Origin of the sequence: Vibrio furnissii CIP 102972 (assembly GCF_000176175.1) — a bacterium.
In the GTDB taxonomy this organism is placed as follows: domain Bacteria; phylum Pseudomonadota; class Gammaproteobacteria; order Enterobacterales; family Vibrionaceae; genus Vibrio; species Vibrio furnissii.
This window is the reverse complement of record NZ_ACZP01000013.1, coordinates 1,269,384-1,288,382: the sequence shown is the minus strand read 5'-3', so window position 1 is coordinate 1,288,382 and position 18,999 is coordinate 1,269,384. Positions and strand designations below refer to the sequence as shown.

The 18,999-nt window shown below is 50.1% G+C and carries 15 protein-coding genes; 7 read left to right on the top strand and 8 right to left on the bottom strand.

Annotated elements, in window-relative coordinates:
* Nucleotides 1–107: 107 nt before the first annotated feature.
* Both VFA_RS09940 and udp read left to right on the top strand, forming a co-directional pair.
* The gene (locus tag VFA_RS09940) at nt 108–2,402 is read left to right on the top strand and encodes a zinc/cadmium/mercury/lead-transporting ATPase (protein ID WP_004726633.1); all 2,295 of its coding nucleotides are present in this window, start codon (nt 108–110) and stop codon (nt 2,400–2,402) included.
* A gap of 258 nt (nt 2,403–2,660) precedes the next feature.
* Nucleotides 2,661–3,422, top strand: coding sequence for a uridine phosphorylase (gene udp / locus VFA_RS09935; RefSeq protein ID WP_004726632.1), 762 nt, complete (start codon nt 2,661–2,663; stop codon nt 3,420–3,422).
* Nucleotides 3,423–3,488: 66 nt separating this feature from the next.
* Here udp and VFA_RS09930 read toward each other — a convergent pair whose 3' ends face one another.
* Together VFA_RS09930 and metG are read right to left on the bottom strand one after the other, a co-directional pair.
* Entirely contained in the window at nt 3,489–4,295 is an 807-nt protein-coding gene (locus VFA_RS09930) for a hypothetical protein (RefSeq protein ID WP_004726631.1), read from the bottom strand.
* Nucleotides 4,296–4,515: 220 nt separating this feature from the next.
* On the bottom strand, nt 4,516–6,567 hold the full coding sequence (gene metG / locus VFA_RS09925; protein ID WP_038151364.1) for a methionine--tRNA ligase: 2,052 nt from the start codon (nt 6,565–6,567) through the stop codon (nt 4,516–4,518).
* A gap of 158 nt (nt 6,568–6,725) precedes the next feature.
* Between metG and apbC the strand changes: the two genes are divergently transcribed.
* From apbC to VFA_RS09910, 3 genes are all read left to right on the top strand, one after another.
* Nucleotides 6,726–7,802 (top strand): iron-sulfur cluster carrier protein ApbC, encoded by a 1,077-nt coding sequence (gene apbC, locus VFA_RS09920; protein WP_004726629.1) that lies wholly within the window; start codon nt 6,726–6,728, stop codon nt 7,800–7,802.
* 175 nt (nt 7,803–7,977) lie between these two features.
* Nucleotides 7,978–8,619, top strand: a complete 642-nt coding sequence (gene udk, locus VFA_RS09915) for a uridine kinase (protein ID WP_004726628.1) — start codon at nt 7,978–7,980, stop codon at nt 8,617–8,619.
* Between the two features lie 98 nt (nt 8,620–8,717).
* Nucleotides 8,718–10,832: an AsmA family protein gene (locus VFA_RS09910; protein WP_004726627.1), complete on the top strand. Its 2,115-nt coding sequence runs from the start codon at nt 8,718–8,720 to the stop codon at nt 10,830–10,832.
* A gap of 102 nt (nt 10,833–10,934) precedes the next feature.
* On the opposite strand, the gene cobO is transcribed toward VFA_RS09910, so the two are convergent.
* A complete protein-coding gene (cobO, locus tag VFA_RS09905; protein WP_004726626.1) occupies nt 10,935–11,540 on the bottom strand; it encodes a cob(I)yrinic acid a,c-diamide adenosyltransferase in 606 nt (201 codons plus the stop codon).
* Between the two features lie 147 nt (nt 11,541–11,687).
* The gene (locus tag VFA_RS24155) at nt 11,688–12,986 is read right to left on the bottom strand and encodes a methyl-accepting chemotaxis protein (protein ID WP_004726625.1); all 1,299 of its coding nucleotides are present in this window, start codon (nt 12,984–12,986) and stop codon (nt 11,688–11,690) included.
* 586 nt (nt 12,987–13,572) lie between these two features.
* Between VFA_RS24155 and VFA_RS09895 the strand changes: the two genes are divergently transcribed.
* Both VFA_RS09895 and VFA_RS09890 read left to right on the top strand, forming a co-directional pair.
* Nucleotides 13,573–14,136 (top strand): hypothetical protein, encoded by a 564-nt coding sequence (locus VFA_RS09895; protein ID WP_004726623.1) that lies wholly within the window; start codon nt 13,573–13,575, stop codon nt 14,134–14,136.
* Between the two features lie 4 nt (nt 14,137–14,140).
* Complete coding sequence (locus tag VFA_RS09890; protein ID WP_004726622.1) at nt 14,141–14,617, top strand: low molecular weight protein-tyrosine-phosphatase; 477 nt, start codon at nt 14,141–14,143, stop codon at nt 14,615–14,617.
* A gap of 28 nt (nt 14,618–14,645) precedes the next feature.
* On the opposite strand, the gene VFA_RS09885 is transcribed toward VFA_RS09890, so the two are convergent.
* The 4 genes from VFA_RS09885 to VFA_RS09870 all read right to left on the bottom strand — a co-directional run bounded on the left by VFA_RS09885 (nt 14,646) and on the right by VFA_RS09870 (nt 18,990).
* Nucleotides 14,646–15,935, bottom strand: a complete 1,290-nt coding sequence (locus tag VFA_RS09885; protein WP_081454440.1) for an outer membrane protein transport protein — start codon at nt 15,933–15,935, stop codon at nt 14,646–14,648.
* Nucleotides 15,936–16,238: 303 nt separating this feature from the next.
* Complete coding sequence (locus tag VFA_RS09880; RefSeq protein ID WP_004726620.1) at nt 16,239–17,534, bottom strand: outer membrane protein transport protein; 1,296 nt, start codon at nt 17,532–17,534, stop codon at nt 16,239–16,241.
* A gap of 231 nt (nt 17,535–17,765) precedes the next feature.
* The gene (locus tag VFA_RS09875; protein ID WP_004726619.1) at nt 17,766–18,491 is read right to left on the bottom strand and encodes a DUF3379 domain-containing protein; all 726 of its coding nucleotides are present in this window, start codon (nt 18,489–18,491) and stop codon (nt 17,766–17,768) included.
* A complete protein-coding gene (locus VFA_RS09870; RefSeq protein WP_370447156.1) occupies nt 18,484–18,990 on the bottom strand; it encodes a sigma-70 family RNA polymerase sigma factor in 507 nt (168 codons plus the stop codon). Before VFA_RS09870 ends, VFA_RS09875 begins: the two co-directional genes overlap by 8 nt.
* Between the last annotated feature and the right edge of the window lie 9 nt (nt 18,991–18,999).

The following is an 18,999-nucleotide window of genomic DNA, read 5'->3' as shown; positions in this document are numbered from 1 at the left end:
TCTGCGGTTGTTTCAGCGTCCGAGCGCGAGAATGCGAAATAACGCTTGACCTTGGAGTAGACTCCAAGGTGTAGCATTGAGCCAAGCCTGATAAAAGGAGATCGGTTATGTGTACCAAACATGAAGGTTGTCGCTCAGAAAAATCAGCAGCGCCAGCGATCCAATCTGTGTCTTGCTGCGCGGCAAGTCCAAAAATCCAATCTATTCATCCCGCGGGCGTGCGCGCCCCCGAAGGAAGCTGTTGCTCGTCTGATACAGGCAGCGGCCCCGATGGCCCTGACGAAGACGACCCCGCCAAGGGCACCTCAACATTCAAACAGAGCTGGCGCGTGGCCGGCATGGATTGCCCATCGTGCGCGCGTAAAATCGAAACCGCAGTGAATCAATTGAGCGATATCGTTGATGCGCGGGTGTTGTTTGCGACCGAGAAGTTGGTGGTGCAGTTTAACAGCGCTGCCACGGCAACTGCGATCGAGCAGGCCGTGACCAATACAGGCTTTAAGATTTACAGCGATCAAGCGGCATCAACTGCCGAGCAAACCTCGCCGCGTCACCCACTGCTTGAAACCGAAACGCTACGCATCATCGTGCTGGCCGCCCTGATGGCGGTGGGTGCCTTGGTGAGCTTATGGTCTGCAGAAAGTGGGCATTGGATTTTCGTCGTGAGCTGTCTGGCTGGTTTGATACCCATTGCCAGCAAAGCGTGGAAATTGGCAAAATCAGGCACACCGTTTGCCATCGAAACCCTGATGACGGTGGCCGCATTGGGCGCATTGTACTTGGGTGAAACCGTTGAAGCGGCGATGGTCTTGCTGCTGTTTTTGATCGGTGAACGTTTGGAAGCCTTTGCCGCCTCAAAAGCGCGCAGCGGCGTGCAATCGTTGATGGAACTGGTGCCGGAAACGGCCGTTCGTTTGGTCTCAGGCCAGCGAGTGGAAGTCCCGGTCAGCACGTTGAACCCGGGCGATATTGTGGAAGTGGCCCCCGGTGGTCGTTTGCCCGCTGATGGCGTGCTGCTCGAGCGCGCAGCCAGTCTGGATGAAAGTGCGCTGACCGGTGAATCTCTGCCAGTTGACCATCATCAAGGCGATCAGTTGGTCGCAGGTGCCGTGGTGGTTGACCGAGTCATCCAACTGAAAATTACCTCCCGTCAGGGCGAGAATGCGATTGACCGCATTCTGCATCTGATCGAAGAGGCGGATGCCCGCAAAGCCCCGATGGAGCGTTTCTTAGACCAATTCAGCCGTTGGTACACGCCGCTGATGATGGTCGTGGCGCTGTTGGTGGTCACGGTGCCGCCACTGTTATTTGCCCAGCCTTGGGAAACGTGGGTCTATCGTGGCTTAGCCATGCTGCTGATTGCGTGTCCGTGTGCGCTGGTCATTTCCACACCGGCGGCGATTACATCGGGTCTGGCTGCGGGGGCGCGTCGTGGCGCGCTGATTAAAGGCGGCGCGGCGCTGGAGCAACTCGGCCGTATTCAAACCGTGGCGTTTGATAAAACCGGCACGTTGACCCAAGGCAAACCACAGGTGACCGACCTTGTTGCATTTTCCGGTTGGTCGGAAGCGCGATTGTTGACGGTGACTGCGGCCATCGAGCAGGGCTCTCGTCATCCGTTGGCGATGTCGCTGGTGGACACCGCGCAGCACCGCGGCGTTGTGTTACCGCCTGCGGAGGATAAACAAGCCTTGGTTGGCCGCGGTGTGAGCGGGCGTATTGGTGAGCAGCAGTATCGTGTGTTGGCGCCCAGCAAGGTCGATATCACGCTGGAAGCTTCGGTGACCCAATCCATTGCCACGCTCGAAGCGCAGGGAAAAACCGTGGTCGTTGCGTTTGAGGACGAGCGCGTGATTGGCTTGGTGGCTTGGCAAGATACGTTGCGAGACGACGCGCAGCAAGCCATCGCGGATCTGCATCGCATGGGCATTACGACCACCATGTTGACCGGGGATAACCCGCGCAGTGCCGCGGCGATCGCCAGCCAGCTCAATATGGATTTTGAGGCCAGCTTGATGCCGGAAGACAAAGTGGAGTTTGTGCGCCAACTGGCGCAGCAGCATCACGTCGCGATGGTGGGCGATGGCATCAACGATGCGCCCGCAATGAAAGAAGCGAATATTGGCATTGCGATGGGCGGCGGAACGGATGTCGCGCTGGAAACCGCAGACGCAGCGATTACGCACAACCGGTTGACCGAACTGGCCAGTATGATTGCGCTCTCCCGAGCGACCTTGAGCAACATTCGTCAAAACGTCACCATTGCATTGGGACTAAAGGGCATTTTCTTAGTCACCAGTTTACTGGGCGTGACGGGATTGTGGGTGGCGGTCCTTGCTGACAGTGGCGCGACAGCGCTGGTGACATTAAATGCGCTGCGGTTGTTAAAGTTCAAGAAGTAGCAATGTTTGTGTCTATACTGACTCATGGCAAGGGTGGGCCTTGCCATGTCACGGTATTCAGCGTTGGTAGTGATATTGCGCATAGTTGCATCAGAATCATGCTTTTATGTGATTAAGATCTATTTTTATTGAAATGTAACTATTTATTGCGTTAAATCTTGTGATTGCTATCACTTACTGTTTGGGTCGGCTCCGTTAAAGTAGCACGGTACCCAAACATATTTATGAGCTGAATAAGCCACAATGAAGGAGTAACTTATGTCTCAAGCCGTATTCCACCTTGGTGTTACTGAAGCCGATCTGAATGGTGCAACATTGGCGATCATTCCGGGTGACCCTGCACGCGTGCAAAAGATCGCGGAACTGATGGAAAACCCTGTGTTCCTGGCAAGCCATCGTGAATACACGCTGTACCGCGCTGAGCTAGATGGTCAATCCGTTGTGGTGTGTTCAACAGGTATCGGTGGCCCATCAACTTCGATTGCGGTTGAAGAACTGGCGCAACTGGGTGTTCGTACATTCCTTCGTGTGGGCACCACTGGTGCGATTCAGCCTCACGTGAACGTGGGTGACATGATTGTGACTACGGGCTCTGTACGTCTTGACGGTGCAAGCCTGCACTTTGCGCCAATGGAGTTCCCTGCAGTGCCTGACTTTGAAGTGGCAACTGCGATGAAACAGGCGTCAGAAGAGAGCGGTGCGACCGTTCACATGGGCGTGACTGCATCCAGCGATACGTTCTACCCAGGCCAAGAGCGTTACGACACGTTCACAGGTCGTGTGGTACGTCGTTTCCAAGGCTCGATGAAAGAGTGGCAAGAAATGGGCGTGCTGAACTTTGAAATGGAATCAGCCACGCTGCTGACCATGTGTGCAAGTTCAGGTCTGAAAGCGGGTTGTGTGGCGGGTGTGATCATCAACCGCACGCAGAAAGAGATCCCAGACCATTCAACGCTGAAAGAAACCGAAGCGCGCTCTATCAAAGTTGTGGTTGAAGCTGCACGTAAAATGCTGAAATAAGCTTCATCAAATTTCATCAAAAACGCCACCTTCGGGTGGCGTTTTTTTATGTCTGGCGTTTGGCCTTTACGCAATCACCAGCTTGGGGAGCGGTAGATACAGGCTTTCAGTTAAATCAGCCAGCATCTGGTCATATACATGGGCAATGCTCAGCGATACATCGGACGTCAATTGATAGACCTGTTCGGCATCGATGTCATACATCGGATTGTCATGCAATTCGGCCAGTGTGTGCATGGCTTTGGAGCACGCTGGTGAGGCGATCGACAGCGGGCTGATCAGCGCCAATTGGTTCAGTTTACGGCGGACCAAATCGCAGTAGTGTTGCATACGTGAACGGCCGTCGTGCGTGTGCATGTCTTCAATGCAGATGCGCAGTTGCGTCAGGGCGTCCATGGTGTCGATGACTTGCTGCCAGTTCATGTGGTACTCATCGCTCAAATCTTCACGGCTAGATTCCACTAGCCACGCCAGCATGACTTCATCCATCAAGAACATGCAGTGACGAATTGCTTTGCCGTGGATCATTTGGTTGCGCGCAATGGTGCGATCAGACCATTCTTTCATCAATGCTTTGAGCTTCAACTGTAAAATGCGATACATGGGTTTGTTGTCAAAGTGAGCCGTGGCGATCAAATGGTTGGATTTTTCGTGCATCAAGTCGTGCAGGTGATTCAGTTCCGTCTCGCGGTGTTCACCAAACATCAGTGCATGATGCGTTGCACTGCGGTGTTGGCGACATAAATAGAGCAACTGGCGCAGGTCGACGAGCAGTTCGTATTTGCGTTGAAGGGTCGATTCTCTTTGTTTGGCAAAGAAGAACATCAGGCACAGTATGCCGATTGAAATGAGCATCGAGATAAAGACAAACATAACCAACTCCTTGTTAGTGTTTATACTACGAATGAGTTAGCAGTCTTGATGCCAAGTTTTTTATTTTTATAAATCAATTAGTTAACAAAAATAAAACAAATGTTTTGCACTCGAATTGTGCAATGTGAACTAAAAGTGTGAGCTGGTTCAATAAAAAAGCCCTCGGGCAGGTGAGCGCCGAGAGCTTTTGATGGTCAGATGGTGTTCGCGGATGGGATGATTACATCACACGCATACCCGGCTGTGCACCGTCGTGGGGTTCAAGGATCCACAACTCGCTGCCACCTGGGCCTGCGGCGAGGATCATGCCTTCAGACATGCCGAACTTCATCTTACGTGGTTTCAAGTTGGCAACGACTACGGTGTATTTGCCCACCAGATCTTCTGGGTTGTACGCCGCTTTGATGCCTGAGAACACTTGACGCATTTCGCCACCGATATCCAATTGGAATTTCAGCAGTTTGTCTGCTTTCGGTACCGATTCACACGACACGATCTTGGCAATACGCAGATCCACTTTCGCGAAATCATCAAACTCGATTTCTGCTGCGATCGGGTCTTTGCTCAGTTCAGTTTCTTGTGCTTTTGGCGCTGCTGCTTCTGCGGCGGCTTTCTCGGCAGCCGCTTCTTCGCGTGACGCTTCAATCATCGCTTCGATGTGTTTTGGATCGATACGGTTGAACAGGGCTTTGAACGCGCTGATGGTGTGACCAGTGAGCGGTTGAGCCACGCCGTCCCAAGTCAGTTCTTGGTTCAGGAAAGCTTCTGTGCGCGCGGCAAGGCCCGGCATCACAGGTTTCAGGTAAGTCAGCAGCACGCGGAACAGGTTGATGCCCACGGTACAGATATCCTGCAGCGCTTGATCTTGTCCTTCCTGTTTTGCGACCACCCAAGGTGCTTTTTCATCAACGTATTGGTTGGCTTTGTCTGCCAGCGCTGTGATTTCACGAATGGCGCGACCGAATTCACGCGCTTCATACAGCTCAGCGATGCGATCGGCTGCTGCGACAAATTCGTTGTACAGCTCAGGCTCGGCGAAGCTGTCAGACAGTTTGCCGTCGAAACGTTTGGTGATGAAGCCTGCGTTACGTGATGCCAGGTTGACAATCTTGTTCACGACGTCTGCGTTGACACGTTGCGTGAAGTCTTCCAGGTTCAGATCCAAGTCATCAATACGACTGTTTAGTTTTGCTGCATAGTAGTAACGCAGACACTCTGGATCCAAATGGTTTAGGTAAGTGCTCGCTTTCACGAACGTCCCTTTCGACTTCGACATCTTCGCGCCGTTTACCGTCACGTAGCCATGCACAAACACGTTGTTAGGTTTGCGGAAGCCGCTGCCTTCCAGCATCGCTGGCCAGAACAAGCTGTGGAAGTAAACGATGTCTTTACCGATGAAGTGATACAGCTCTGCGGTACTGTCTTTCTTCCAGTACTCATCGAAGTCTAGACCGTCTGTCTTATTACATAGGTTTTTGAAAGACGCCATGTAGCCGACAGGCGCATCCAGCCACACGTAGAAGAATTTGTTCTTCTCGCCCGGGATTTCAAAACCGAAGTAAGGCGCATCGCGGGAAATGTCCCACTGTTGCAGGCCAGATTCAAACCACTCCTGCATTTTGTTGGCTGTTTCAGATTGCAGTGAGCCAGAACGTGTCCACTCTTTCAGCATGCTTTCAAACTGAGGCAGATCGAAGAAGAAGTGCTCAGAATCTTTCATGATTGGTGTCGCGCCAGAAACCGCTGATTTTGGATTGATCAGTTCAGTTGGGCTGTACGTCTCGCCACAGGCATCACAGTTGTCGCCGTATTGGTTTTCTGATTTACATTTCGGGCAGGTGCCTTTCACAAAACGGTCTGGCAGGAACATCTCTTTCTCAGGGTCAAACAGCTGAGAAATGGTGCGGCTTGAAATAAAGCCGTTCTTTTTCAGTTCCAGATAAATGTGCGAAGCCAGTTCCCGGTTTTCTTCACTGTGTGTGCTGTGGTAGTTATCAAAGCTGATATCAAAACCTGCGAAGTCTTTTTGGTGCTCTTCACTGACCGCAGCAATCATCTCTTCCGGAGTCATACCCATCTGTTGCGCTTTAAGCATGATTGGCGTGCCGTGAGCATCGTCAGCACAGATGAAGTTTACAATATTGCCGCGTAGGCGCTGGTAACGAACCCAAATATCCGCTTGGATATGCTCAAGCATATGACCTAAGTGGATCGAACCGTTAGCGTACGGAAGGGCACAAGTTACCAAAAGTTTTCTTGGTTCAGTTGCCATACTTAATTATTCGCTTTGTTTGATAGGTATTTAATGTGATAGATAATACTACCTGATGACGCTGTTAACGCCAAGGCGTGAGTAGGGGCAAAGCCTTAACTTTTTAAGGGTTCTGTCTGATGCATGAGAGTGATAGCATGACCTCAAAAGGAGGACTTATGCTTACGTTTACGTCCAAACAGGATTTCTGTTCCTGGTTAAGTCAATTTACCCATCCGAATTTGGTGGCCGATTGGGCATCAACCGCTGGTATTGTGTCTGTGGCCCCGACGGGCGCGTTTGTGATTGAACTGCCATTTGCCTGCCGCGGTGTTGTCGCAGCGCTTACCGAGTGGCTGACCACACAACAAGCGTCACACGCGGTTGCGCCGTTTGAATACGCGATTCAAGTCAAACCCAAAGCGCTGGAAACGCAGGTCACTCATCCGCTGAAAGGGGTGAAGAACATCATTGCGGTCACCTCAGCTAAGGGCGGGGTGGGTAAATCAACCACCGCCGGGAACTTAGCCTTGGCGATTGCCGCTTGCGGAGCCAAAGTCGGGATTTTGGATGCCGACATTTATGGGCCATCTGTGCCCATGATGTTTGGTCAGCCGGATGCCAAACCAACGGTGCGCGACAACAAATGGATGCAGCCGGTAATGGCTCATGGCATTGCCACTCAATCGATTGGGTATCTGGTGGATAAATCCGATGCAACGATTTGGCGTGGCCCGATGGCATCCAAAGCGTTAGCCCAGTTGCTCAATGAAACCGAATGGCCCGATTTGGATTATCTGGTGCTCGACATGCCACCGGGCACGGGCGACATCCAATTGACGTTGGCGCAGCAAATTCCGGTGACGGGCGCGGTGATTGTGACCACTCCACAAGACTTGGCACTGGCGGATGCTCGTAAAGGCGCGGCGATGTTCGAAAAAGTCGATGTGCCGGTGGTGGGGCTGGTTGAGAACATGAGCTACCACATTTGCAGCCATTGTGGCGAAAAAGAGCACATTTTTGGTGTCGGTGGCGCGCAGACGCTAGCGGCGGAATATGGTTTGTCGCTATTGGCGCAAATTCCGCTGCACATTCAGATGCGTGAAGATATTGATGCGGGCAATCCAACCGTCGTGGCACATCCAGACAGTGAACATACCGCGCTGTATTTGGATTTGGCGGAGCGAATTTGCGCCCAGTTATATTGGCAAGGCAAAGCGAAACCGGACCCGATCAGCTTCACTTTGGTAGAGTAATCTAGATCACAAATATTTGCAGAGTGAATGTAATCGTTTGCTCTGTTTTAATGTTGTTCGATCAGGGAAATTATTGATACTTTGCTCCACTGCAAACTGGTATCTACCTTGTGAACTCCCTATAATCAGGCGGTTTATCTTAGTTTCCTCATCTTCACGTATCGGGTGCACATACATGTCTGATAATAATCAATGCGTCATCGTCGGTATCGCTGGCGCTTCTGCTTCTGGGAAAAGCCTCATCGCCAGTACCATTTACAATGAACTGCGTGCGAAAGTAGGCGACCATCAAATTGGTGTGATCACGGAAGATTGCTATTACAAAGACCAAAGCCATCTGAGCATGGAAGAACGTGTCAAAACCAATTATGACCACCCGAGTGCGCTAGACCACGATCTGCTTTGTGAACACCTGCAAAAGCTGACCCGTGGTGAAGCGGTTGACGTCCCTGAATACAGCTACACCGAACATACTCGCACCTCAAATACGGCCACGATGACACCAAAGAAGGTGATCATTTTAGAAGGCATTCTGCTGCTGACGGATCCGCGTCTGCGTGATTTGATGCACGCAAGCATCTTTATGGACACCCCACTGGACATCTGCCTGCTGCGCCGCGTGAAACGCGATGTAGAAGAGCGGGGTCGTACTATGGAATCGGTGTTGGCTCAGTACCAAAAGACGGTACGCCCTATGTTCATGCAGTTTATTGAACCGTCTAAACAGTACGCAGACATCATCGTGCCGCGTGGCGGTAAAAACCGCATCGCGATTGACGTGTTAAAAGCGCATATTGCGAAGTTGCTAAAATCGTAAATTTAACCAATGCTTAGCATTAGCTGTCTTTATTTTTCTTCGTATAAGTGGCACTTTAGGTGCCACTTTCTTTATCCGTCAAGCAAGGAAAAAAGCAGATGAAAAAACTGTTCCTGTTCGTTGCTGCATTGTTGATCGTCGTGCTAGGCGCGATCGCAGCCCTCGTTATTTTGGTCAATCCCAACCAGTTTAAGCCCTTGTTGGTTGAGCAAACCAAGAAGCAAACTGGCCTTGATCTGGTGATCGAAGGCGATATCGGTTGGCAATTCTTTCCCTCCATTGGGTTTGAGTTGGGCAAAACCGAACTGAAAAACCCGTCAGGCTTTAGTAGCCCGAATCTATTTAAAGTCGACAGCGTCGGGATTGATGTGTCGGTGATGCCGCTGTTTGATAAACAGTTGCAGATCGGCAATATCCGCCTAGACGGTGCCGAAGTGCATCTGGAAACGCTCAAAGATGGCCGCTCGAACTTAGACAGCCTGACCAAAGCGCAGGCCTCGACCCAATCGAACGATGCGAAAGAGACCGCTCCGGCAGCAGAAACACCGACCGCCAATGACTCGGCTTCTGCGGCGCAGGATTGGTCAATCAACCTCGCTGGTGTTTCCATCAACAATGCGTTGCTCGAAATACAGGATCGCAAAGCGGGTACACAAACCAAGTTGTACGATGTGCAGTTGCAAGTGTCTGAATTTGCTGCCGACGCTTGGACTCGTGTGGATTTTGCCGCCAAAGGCAGCAACAACCAACAGCAGTTTGGTGCCAGTGGTAACGCGGAAATCAAGCTGTCGAAAGATTTCAAACAATATGCGCTGCGCAATATCACGCTTGATGCGAATTTCAGCGATCCAAGCACGCGTATTGATTCAGCCAAACTGACTTTGGCAACCTTTGAGTTTGATAAAGCCAACGCGCTGACATTCTCTGCCAAAGGCACCGCCTCGCAGATGAAACTGGACGCCAACGGCAGTGCCTCGGTGACCGTTGATCAGGCAATCAGTCACGTGAGCGTTGAGAAGCTGGATTTAACCGCCAACCTTGATGGTGCGGCGTTGCCACAATCGCCGATGAAGGTGACCATGCAATCTTCAGTCGCGTTTGATATGACCAAAAATGCGCTGAGTGTGGTTTTAGATAAACTCACCGCCAACGCATTGCAGTTCGATGGAAAAGCCAACGTGGTGTTGGGGGATATTCCCAAAGTCCGCTTTAATCTGCACAGCCCAGATATCGATTTGGATGAATTCCTCGGGCTCAATCAGTCAACTGCAACCGCTGAAAGCAAGCCAGCCGCTGGTGGTTCTGCAGGCAAGAGTTCTTCAGACAAAGCTGAGGTTGAACCGGATTTGTCGGCACTGAAAACGTTGGATGTCGCGGGTGATATCGCCATCGATAAATTTAAAGCCAGCAACGCAAAAATGCAGAACGTGAAAACCAGCTTTACGGTGAACCGGGGCGTGATCGATCTCAAATCGTTTACCGCCAACCTGTATGACGGCAGTGTAAAAGCAACCGCGCAGATTGACGCGCGCAAAACACCAGCCACATACACCGTGAAGAAAACTGCTATTGGCATCAAGGTTCAGCCGCTGCTGAAAGATGTGTTGGGTAACGACAAATTGGAAGGCACCGGGAACATCGATGTCAACGTGCAAGGGAAAAGTCTGACGCCAACGGGGATCAAACAGAATCTTGCGGGTACGGTGGCGATTAATTTTGCCGATGGGGCCGTCAACGGGATCAACGTGGCGCAGCTCATTCGTACCAATTACGCCAAGATCAAAGGCCAGACCGTGACGGAAGTCGATTCCGTGCAGAAAACCGATTTCAGCGCGATGACCGCGACCCTGAAGCTGAACAAAGGCGAAATGACCACCGATAACCTCAACATGCAATCGCCTTTGCTGCGCATTCATGGTGAAGGCAAAGCGAACTATCTGCAGGAAACTGTCGATTTTCTGGTGCGTACCTCAATCGTCGGAACCTTGGAAGGGCAGGGAGGCAAGAACATTGATGAACTTCGCGACGTGACCATTCCAATCAACATCTCTGGTCAATGGGCAGATCCGAAATTCAAACTGGTATTTGATGATGTGCTGAAACAGAAAGCACAAAAAGAGATAGATCGTGGCCTTGAGAAACTCAACGACAAGATCAAAGACGAGAATACCAAGAAAGCGGTGGATGGCTTACTCAAAGGGCTGTTCAAATAAGTGTTCGACACCTCAATCAGTTGACGTACTGAACCAATCTAGGGCTGGCATATCCAGCCCTTTTTTATGGTGGTGATGAGAGGTGAGACGCGCAGTGCGGGTTTACCAATCCACGCCTTGTAACGCTTTCACGCCGGACTCGAACGCGTGCTTCACGTTTTTCACTTCAGACACGGTATCTGCCATGTCAATCAGCGTACGATGGGCGCCACGGCCTGTGATGATGACCGATTGCATGTACGGGCGATTCTTGAGCGCCTCAACCACTTCATCGAGGTCGATGTAGCCGTAACTCACCATGTAAGTCAGTTCGTCAAACAGCACCACATCCAGTGACTCATCTTGCAGCATGCGTTTGCACTCTTGCCACACCAGCTGTGCGGCTGCCGTGTCGCTCTCTTTATTTTGTGTTTCCCAAGTAAAGCCCGTTGCCATGACCTGAAATTCAACGCCGAGTTTTTCCAGCAGGTTGCGTTCACCGTTGTCCCAAGTGCCTTTAATAAATTGTGCCACGGCACACTGTTTACCGTGGCCCACTGCACGCGCAACGGTGCCAAAACCTGAGGTGGATTTTCCTTTGCCGTTGCCGGTGATGATCAGCAATAAGCCTTTCACTTCCTGTGCGGCTGCAACGCGCGCATCAACTTGTTCTTTGACTTTCTGCTGTCGTGCTTGATGGCGTTCTTGTTTGATTTCTTCGCTGGACATGCGCAATCCTTGTTGTCGTGATATTCCCGCTATGATAGCCCAACTCGTGAATGGCAAACACCAACGAAAAGCATGGAGATACCGGCAAGATAAGTGTGTTGACGCGGGTGAAGGCTGCTAACCGGTGGCGGCGCAGCCTGCCGAGCGCTAAATGGAGAGCTTTTGCACGGTTTCCGACACCAGATCTGCGTCGTAGATGATCTCTTCAATTACACGTGAGACGGTGTTGGCTTGATTCTCGCCGTGTGAGGCTTTATCAAACACGACTTTGATGGTGTGATCGATATTGCCAATGATTTGCGAGTTTTTGTCGATCACGGATGCGATTTCAGACGTGGATGCTGAGGTGCGAGAGGCCAGTTTACGGACTTCGTCGGCGACCACGGCAAATCCGCGTCCTTGATCGCCTGCTCGCGCCGCTTCAATCGCCGCATTGAGTGCCAACAAGTTGGTCTGTTCGGCGATGTCGCTGATGGTGGAAACGATGGCCTCGACGTTCTTCGATTGGCGATTGAGTTCTTCAATCAACCCACTGACGACATCGACCGCGGCATTGATCTCTTTGGAATTCGACAACATCGATGCAATAGAGCCTTGCCCCTGACGTGCAATGGAGACGGTGTCTTCGGCAATTTGACAAGACTTTTTCGCGGCATCGCGTACGACCATGGCTTGCTCAACCCGTTCGGTGATGTCGCTCGCCAACTTGATGATCTTAACCACCTTGTTTTCGTGATTGAAAATGGGGTTGTAGGTGGCTTCCAACCAGATCACGCGCCCGTGCTTGTCCCGACGTTTAAACAGACCAGATTGAATTTTTCCGCTGGCGAGATCGGCCCAGAAATTGGGATTGTTTTGGTAAAATTCATCTTCGCAAAATAGGCGATGATGCTGACCGACAATGTCGTTGAGCTGATAATCCAAACAGGCGAGAAAGTTTCGGTTGGCGCTGAGAACCGTGCCATCGGGCGTAAAATCAATCACCGCCAGTGACTTGTCCATTGCTTTGAGCAGTGCCTGATTTCGCTCTAATTCCACTTGCTCTTGAGTGACGTTCGACGCCACTTTGGCCACGTAGGCGACGTGGCCATGCTCAAGTACCGGAAAGTACGTCGCAGCCACCCAAACGGCGTTGTCGTGGCGGTCTTTGCGAATGAATCGACCTCGAACGGGATGGCCGCTTTTTAAGTCGTGCCATAACTGTTGATAGTCCGCTTTGGCGGTGTCTTCAGGAAAGCAAAGTATGCTGTGATGTTTGCCTTGAACCTCCTCTAGGGTATATCCGACCACACTCAAAAAGAGTGCGTTGGCAAAGCGGATGTGGCCGTCAGGCGTAAATTCGATGTACGGTACTTGGTCTCTGATGGCGTTTTTAAAGCATTCGAACTGAAACCGTTCTTGTTGCAATGCTTCCATGGTGTGGCGAGTTTTCTTGGACCCAAACATGTCATTCCCTCAACAAATAAAACTAGGTCAAACCATCAGTTATTTAGTCGTAATAGCGGATGATTACAAGCCGCATGGACCGCTTTTTGGCGGAAGTGTGTGAGCCGATGTATTCAACATGCGTTTCAACAACATCAACTGCAACTCGAATGTATGATGGCATGGATTCTGTGATCTTATTCTTTTGATATGCAATGAGTTTAGTTCAAATTCGGAGGGATGCGATATCAACGCCAGATTGAGTCACCTGTCATGTGTTGTATGAATCGCATTTACTCAACGTGATAAGTCTGTCAATTACACAAATTTATTTGAAGTTGCTGGCAATATTGCGCGTTTTTTGTCCAACGGGTCACTCATTTGCCACGAGCCATCTATAGTCAGTCATGAAACCAATGACAATATCTCCACGATACACTTCGCTTGCTTAAAGGGCTGAGCTGTTGCTTAGCCCTTTCTTTTTGTGTGATGCATTCACCCATCAAGTTGTGTGATTCGTTCATAGCATCAGTGTGTGAATTTATACTGTAATTATATACAGGTATCTTTTATACTGCGGATTCATCTACACCGATGGAGAACGAGAATGGAATGTGCAGTGCAGACAAACCCACGCTTTCCCCGCGCCGACACGGATGGCGTGATGATGGAGTGTGAAGCGCGGACACAACGCACCCACTTGGCGGTTGAGCGCGTGGCACGAGAATCGCAATGCTTGGCAGATTGGCTCAGCTACGTTTATCTTGACCATACCGCGACGCAAGACGTATGCCGTCGCCGTCTGTTTGATGCTATTGATGCCCAGTGGCAACAGCAACACTTGGATCGTGTCCTTGCTCCTTCTTTCCGATCCCTGATCCCTGTTCTTGTTGATGGTTTTGCGCTGACACGAGGCGGCCATGCCGAATTGATGTCACGTGTGGGGCGTCGACAGGCATTCCCGACGTTTACGCGTGTCTATTTGATCAATGCGCTGGTGGAGGCGGACAGTTTGGCTTCTGGAGAACGTTGTGAGGCGTATAAACAGGAGCGCCGAGCCTACTACCGCCACCAGTGGCCGACTTGGCAAAGCAAAGTGAATGAGTTAATGCAGCTTTTACTGCAATACGATCAGATGGCGCGTACACTTTTTAAAAACAAACTGGAATGAGTGGATGAAACGTAAAACTGCCATATTGGTTGTGTGTATGGGAAATATTTGTCGTTCTCCAACGGGAGAAGCGGTGCTGAAACACAAAGCGCAGCAATTGGGGCTTGAGATCGACGTCAATTCTGCGGGGACCATTGGCTATCATCAAGGGAACCTGCCCGATGCACGCGCAAGAGCGGCGGGAGAAAAACGTGGTTATTCATTTTCTGGAATGCACGCTCGTCAAGTAACGAATGAGGACTTTGCTCGTTTTGACTTGATTTTGGCTGCAGATCGCGACAACTTATCGGATTTAAAACAACGCTGTCCATCTGAATATCAACATAAATTGGCGCTATTCTTGAGTTTTGGCCATTCGGAATACGATGAAATTCCCGATCCTTATTACGGCGGAGAGCACGGTTTTGAATTGGTGTTGGATCTGATTGAAGAAGCGTCCGAGCAATTGCTTTTTCAACTCAAACAAAAAGGCCAGTGTTGAACACTGGCCTTTTGGGTATCAAGGATAATTAGAAACGGTAGCTGGCTTGGATACCGGCAATCCATACGTTGCCGCTCATTTGACCGTCAAATTGGCCACCCACCGCCTCGGCTTTGTCATCGGAAGCATAGCCACGAGATTCCAAAATGTCGGCATCTTTAGCGAAAATGTAGGTAAACGCAGCGTCTAGAGTGAGCTGTTCGGTGATGTCGTAACCTGCACCGATACTTAACCAAATGCGATCAGTTTCTGGAATCGTGATTGTACGGTTTTTAGTGCTCACCGCGGCGGTGTCGTAGGCGACACCCGTGCGTAGCGCCAGTTTCGGATCGAGTTGATAGGTCGCACCAACGGCAAAGCGGTAGTTGTCTTTCCAGTTTTCTTCTTTCACCATCACCGAACCCATGGTATCGAGTTCTGCTTGCAGCTTTTCAAAGCTGCTCCAGTCCGTCCAGTTGATGCTGGTATGCAGCGCAAACTGATCGGTGATTTGGTGGTAGGTTGACAGCTCAGCCGTTGCAGGTAGTGTCAGCATCATATGGCCGGTATCAGACAGCACGGCATTGTATGCTTGAACATACATGTTTGCTGAGCCTGTCAGTTTCAAATCGACTTCAGATTTATACGCAAAGCCAATGCGGTTGCTCGGCGTCACTTGCCATGCAGCGCCTGCTTGCCAGCCCCAGCTGGTGTCATCGCCTTCCATGTATTTCAACGTTGTGCCTTGAGCAAGGCCAAGCGCTTCAGTTTGTTTGGGTGATTTGGCGCCAAAGTGGCCTTCACCTTTCACAAAACGAACACCACCACCCACGCTAACGGTTTCTGTCAGTTTGTAGGCGATGTTGGCGTTGGCTTCCATGGTTTTCACCATGGCTTCATTACCAAAATGGCTCGCGGCGAACCCTGAATCTAATTCGGTTTCCATGCCGTAGTTGGTGCCAAATGCCAGGCCAACAGCCAGTGTGTCACTCAGTTGGTGAGACAGATAAAAGTTTGGAATGACAGCATCATTGGCGTAATCAGAAGAGCTGGCGCTTGAGGTGTTGCCGTAAAAGTTCACATCGCCTTCGACGTCCACATTGGGGTTCACGTACAGTGCGCCTGCTGAAAATTGGGTGCCTTTCAGATAAGTAAGCATGGCAGGGTTACGCCATTGTGCGCCTGCGTTGTCAGCCATGGCTGCTTCACCAGCGTACGCTCGGCCAAGACCGGTTGCAGAGTATTCTGCTAACTGGAAACCAGCTGCTTGAGAGAGAGTTGAGACACTTGCTAGACCACATGCTACTGCAATAGAAAGAAATTTCTTATTGGTTTTCATTATATTGTTCGCTGAATTTATCTGAATGGATGACCGTAAAGTCTAAAACTAGAGCTTTTGCTTTAACAATAAAAAACACTGTATTGGACTTGTTTGGATATAAAATCTGCTAATTGATGGATAAATAGCGAAAGTAACTGATTTAAACCGTACGGTTATTCTTCTTTCGGCGTACAACTGTAGGGCGGGGGGCGCCTTTGGGGACACAAGTGTTCGCCAAAATTCAATCGGGTGAAAGCATTTCAGAAATAAAAAGGGCTGGAAATCCAGCCCTTAAAGTGAGTTGTCTATCGACTATTTTGCTTAGAATGTACGGCTGTATTGTAAGCCCAATAGGATTGCATCAGCGCGAGTTGTACCATTTACAGAAGTGTAAGCGTAACCAGTTGGACTTGAAGATGAAGGCAGAACTAGAGATTCTGAAACGTCAGTATCTTTACCCATCAGGTAGGTGAAGCCAAAGTCAAAGTTAGATTGCTCATCGATTTGGTAGGTGAAACCAGTCGAGAACCATTGACGATCCGAGTCAGGTACAGAAATGGATGTTACTGAATCTTGTGCGCTGGTGTCGTACATGTAACCAGCACGTAGTGTCCAGTCTTTGTTCAGGTAGTAAGTACCACCGATAGAGTAGTGCCAACCATCTTTCCATTCGTACTGTTTAGCATAGCTAGTGCTAGATGCTGCTAGAGCAGATTGGCTCGCAGTCAGATTGTCGAAATCGATTTGATCGAATGATGACCAACCGATCCATTGCACACTATAGTGAACCGCAAAATTGGTATTCTCAATTTTGTGGTAGCCAGAGAATTCTGCGATGTCAGGTAGAGGTAATGTGATTTCCTGTCCATCACCATCTTTTGCTTTGAACTCTGGGCTGTAACGATATGCCAGACCAAAACGGTTGTTCTTATCTAGTTCATATACTGTGCCCACGTTGAAGCCTACGGCCCAGCCGTCTGCGCCATCAACGTTCAGTAGGTAAGTACTGCTTGATCCCGGTACGGCACGTTTCATCGTACCCTTACCATAAATAATATCCAGACCTGCACCGAAGCTCAGTTGCTCGTTGAGACGGTATGAACCAGCCAGACCAAGGTTGAAACTTTTCACGTCGGTCAGACCGCCGTACTCAGTTGCAGCGTAGTCGCTGTCGAAATCAGTTTTTGTACCAAAGTTTGAATACGCGCTGACACCCCATGCAAATTGATCGTTTACCGGAACGATAATATGGAGGTTTGGAGCGACAGAAGTGCTGCCTGCATCATCATAATCTGCGCTAGAAGAGCTAGCGCCAGCAACAGTACCCGTCGCAGGTACGTATGCACCTGAGGTGTACGTAGCATCTTTGACTTTAATCTTTGTAGTAATGGTTTCAAAACCCAAAGACATCGATGTTTTGTCAAATAGAGCCATGGCAGCGGCGTTACGTGACATCACCGCTGCGTTATCTGCGATAACGGCATCACCGGCGAATGCACGGCCAAGGCCAGTAGCAGATTGAGCGTTGAGCTGGAAGCCCGCAGCCATTGCTTGCTGCGTAGCGAGAGAGACGGTCACTGCTAAGAGTGACTGTTTAAACAGACGCGTCTTGTTCATTTGGACTTTTCCTTATTATTCGCCTCTTTGGGCGTTTGTTTTGAGCAATTGCTCAGTTGGTGGCTGATACTAGACGCAAGTATAGAGTATAGAAATCCGACCATTGTCTAATTGGATGATAAAGTTATAGAAATGATGACCATTTGGCATGAAAATGCTCGGATATGTGATTTTTTAGAGTTTTAACTCTATTTTAACAATTAAAAAACCCGCTCATGGAGCGGGTTGGGGTTATTTTGCTGGTTTTATCATCGGCATCAGATGTTCGGCTATTTTCGCAACATTTTCGCCTTGATTACCGACGAGTATCAAACTCATGTGGCCGATGGGCTCAATGATACCGGACATGCCAGCCTTATCGAACTGGACATTTTGCTCACTGGCCATGGCGGTCAAAAACAGCGTGACTTTGCCTTTTTCACCTTGAAAAACCATGTGAACAGCATTGGCATGACCAAATCCGCAATGGTTGAGGTAGTACACGTGATACGGGAAGGTCCCGTTGAGGTGATAGGCGAAAGGTTGCATCTTCGCATTAATTTGGCGGGAGCTAACCGCTTCATCTAATACAGAAACAAACACTTCTTCGTCTAAAACGTGCTTAACGGCGATATCTGCAAGACTCGCCTGTGCTGGCGTCACGAGCAGGTTGCCCCAATTGACTTGTCCTACCGCTAAACCGACGACAAACGCCACGGATGCAGCCATCGCCATGGCTCGGCGTACAAAGCGCGGACGCACAACGTTATCGGCAGCCGAACTGTGGCTGAACAAGATACGATCTGCCAAACCATCGGGCACCTCGACTCGCATTGCTTCAGCAATTCTTGCATCCAGGTTCAACACGTCGTCGGCAAATTTGCTGTTTGCTTCATGCGCAGCAATGGCCTCTTGCATCGCTTTGTCGCGATGCTTTGGATCCGACAACATGCGGCGGCGAAATTCTAAATCATCCATTTTGCTGCCCCCTGTAATTCTCTGAAGAATCTAACATCTCTTTGAGTTGGTTGCGTGCCCGAAATAGTCGGGTCATCACGGTGTTTTTATTCAGCTCCAGTATCTCAGCAATCTCCTCGCCACTAAAGCCCCCAATCACTTGCAAAAACAGCGGCTCTCGGTAATCCACATCCAGTTTCATGATTTGTGCGTGCAGCCATTCCTGTTGATGATGTGCATCATCTGAAACGTTGGCTTCGTTGCTGTGGTCATCGATGTCCACCAAGTCAAACTGTTTGCGTTCAAACCGCCGTGCGTTTTCGCGCCGCAATATGGTAATCAGCCACGACTTTGCGGCTTTCTCATCTTGTAAACTGTCGAGCGATTTCCACGCCCTTAAGCAGGTTTCTTGCACCAGATCTTGCGCTACGCTTTGGTCTTTACACAGCCAGTAAGCGTAGCGATAGAGATCGCGGTGGTAAGCACGAACCAGTGCTTCATATTTTCTTTGTCTGTCCATACCGCTATT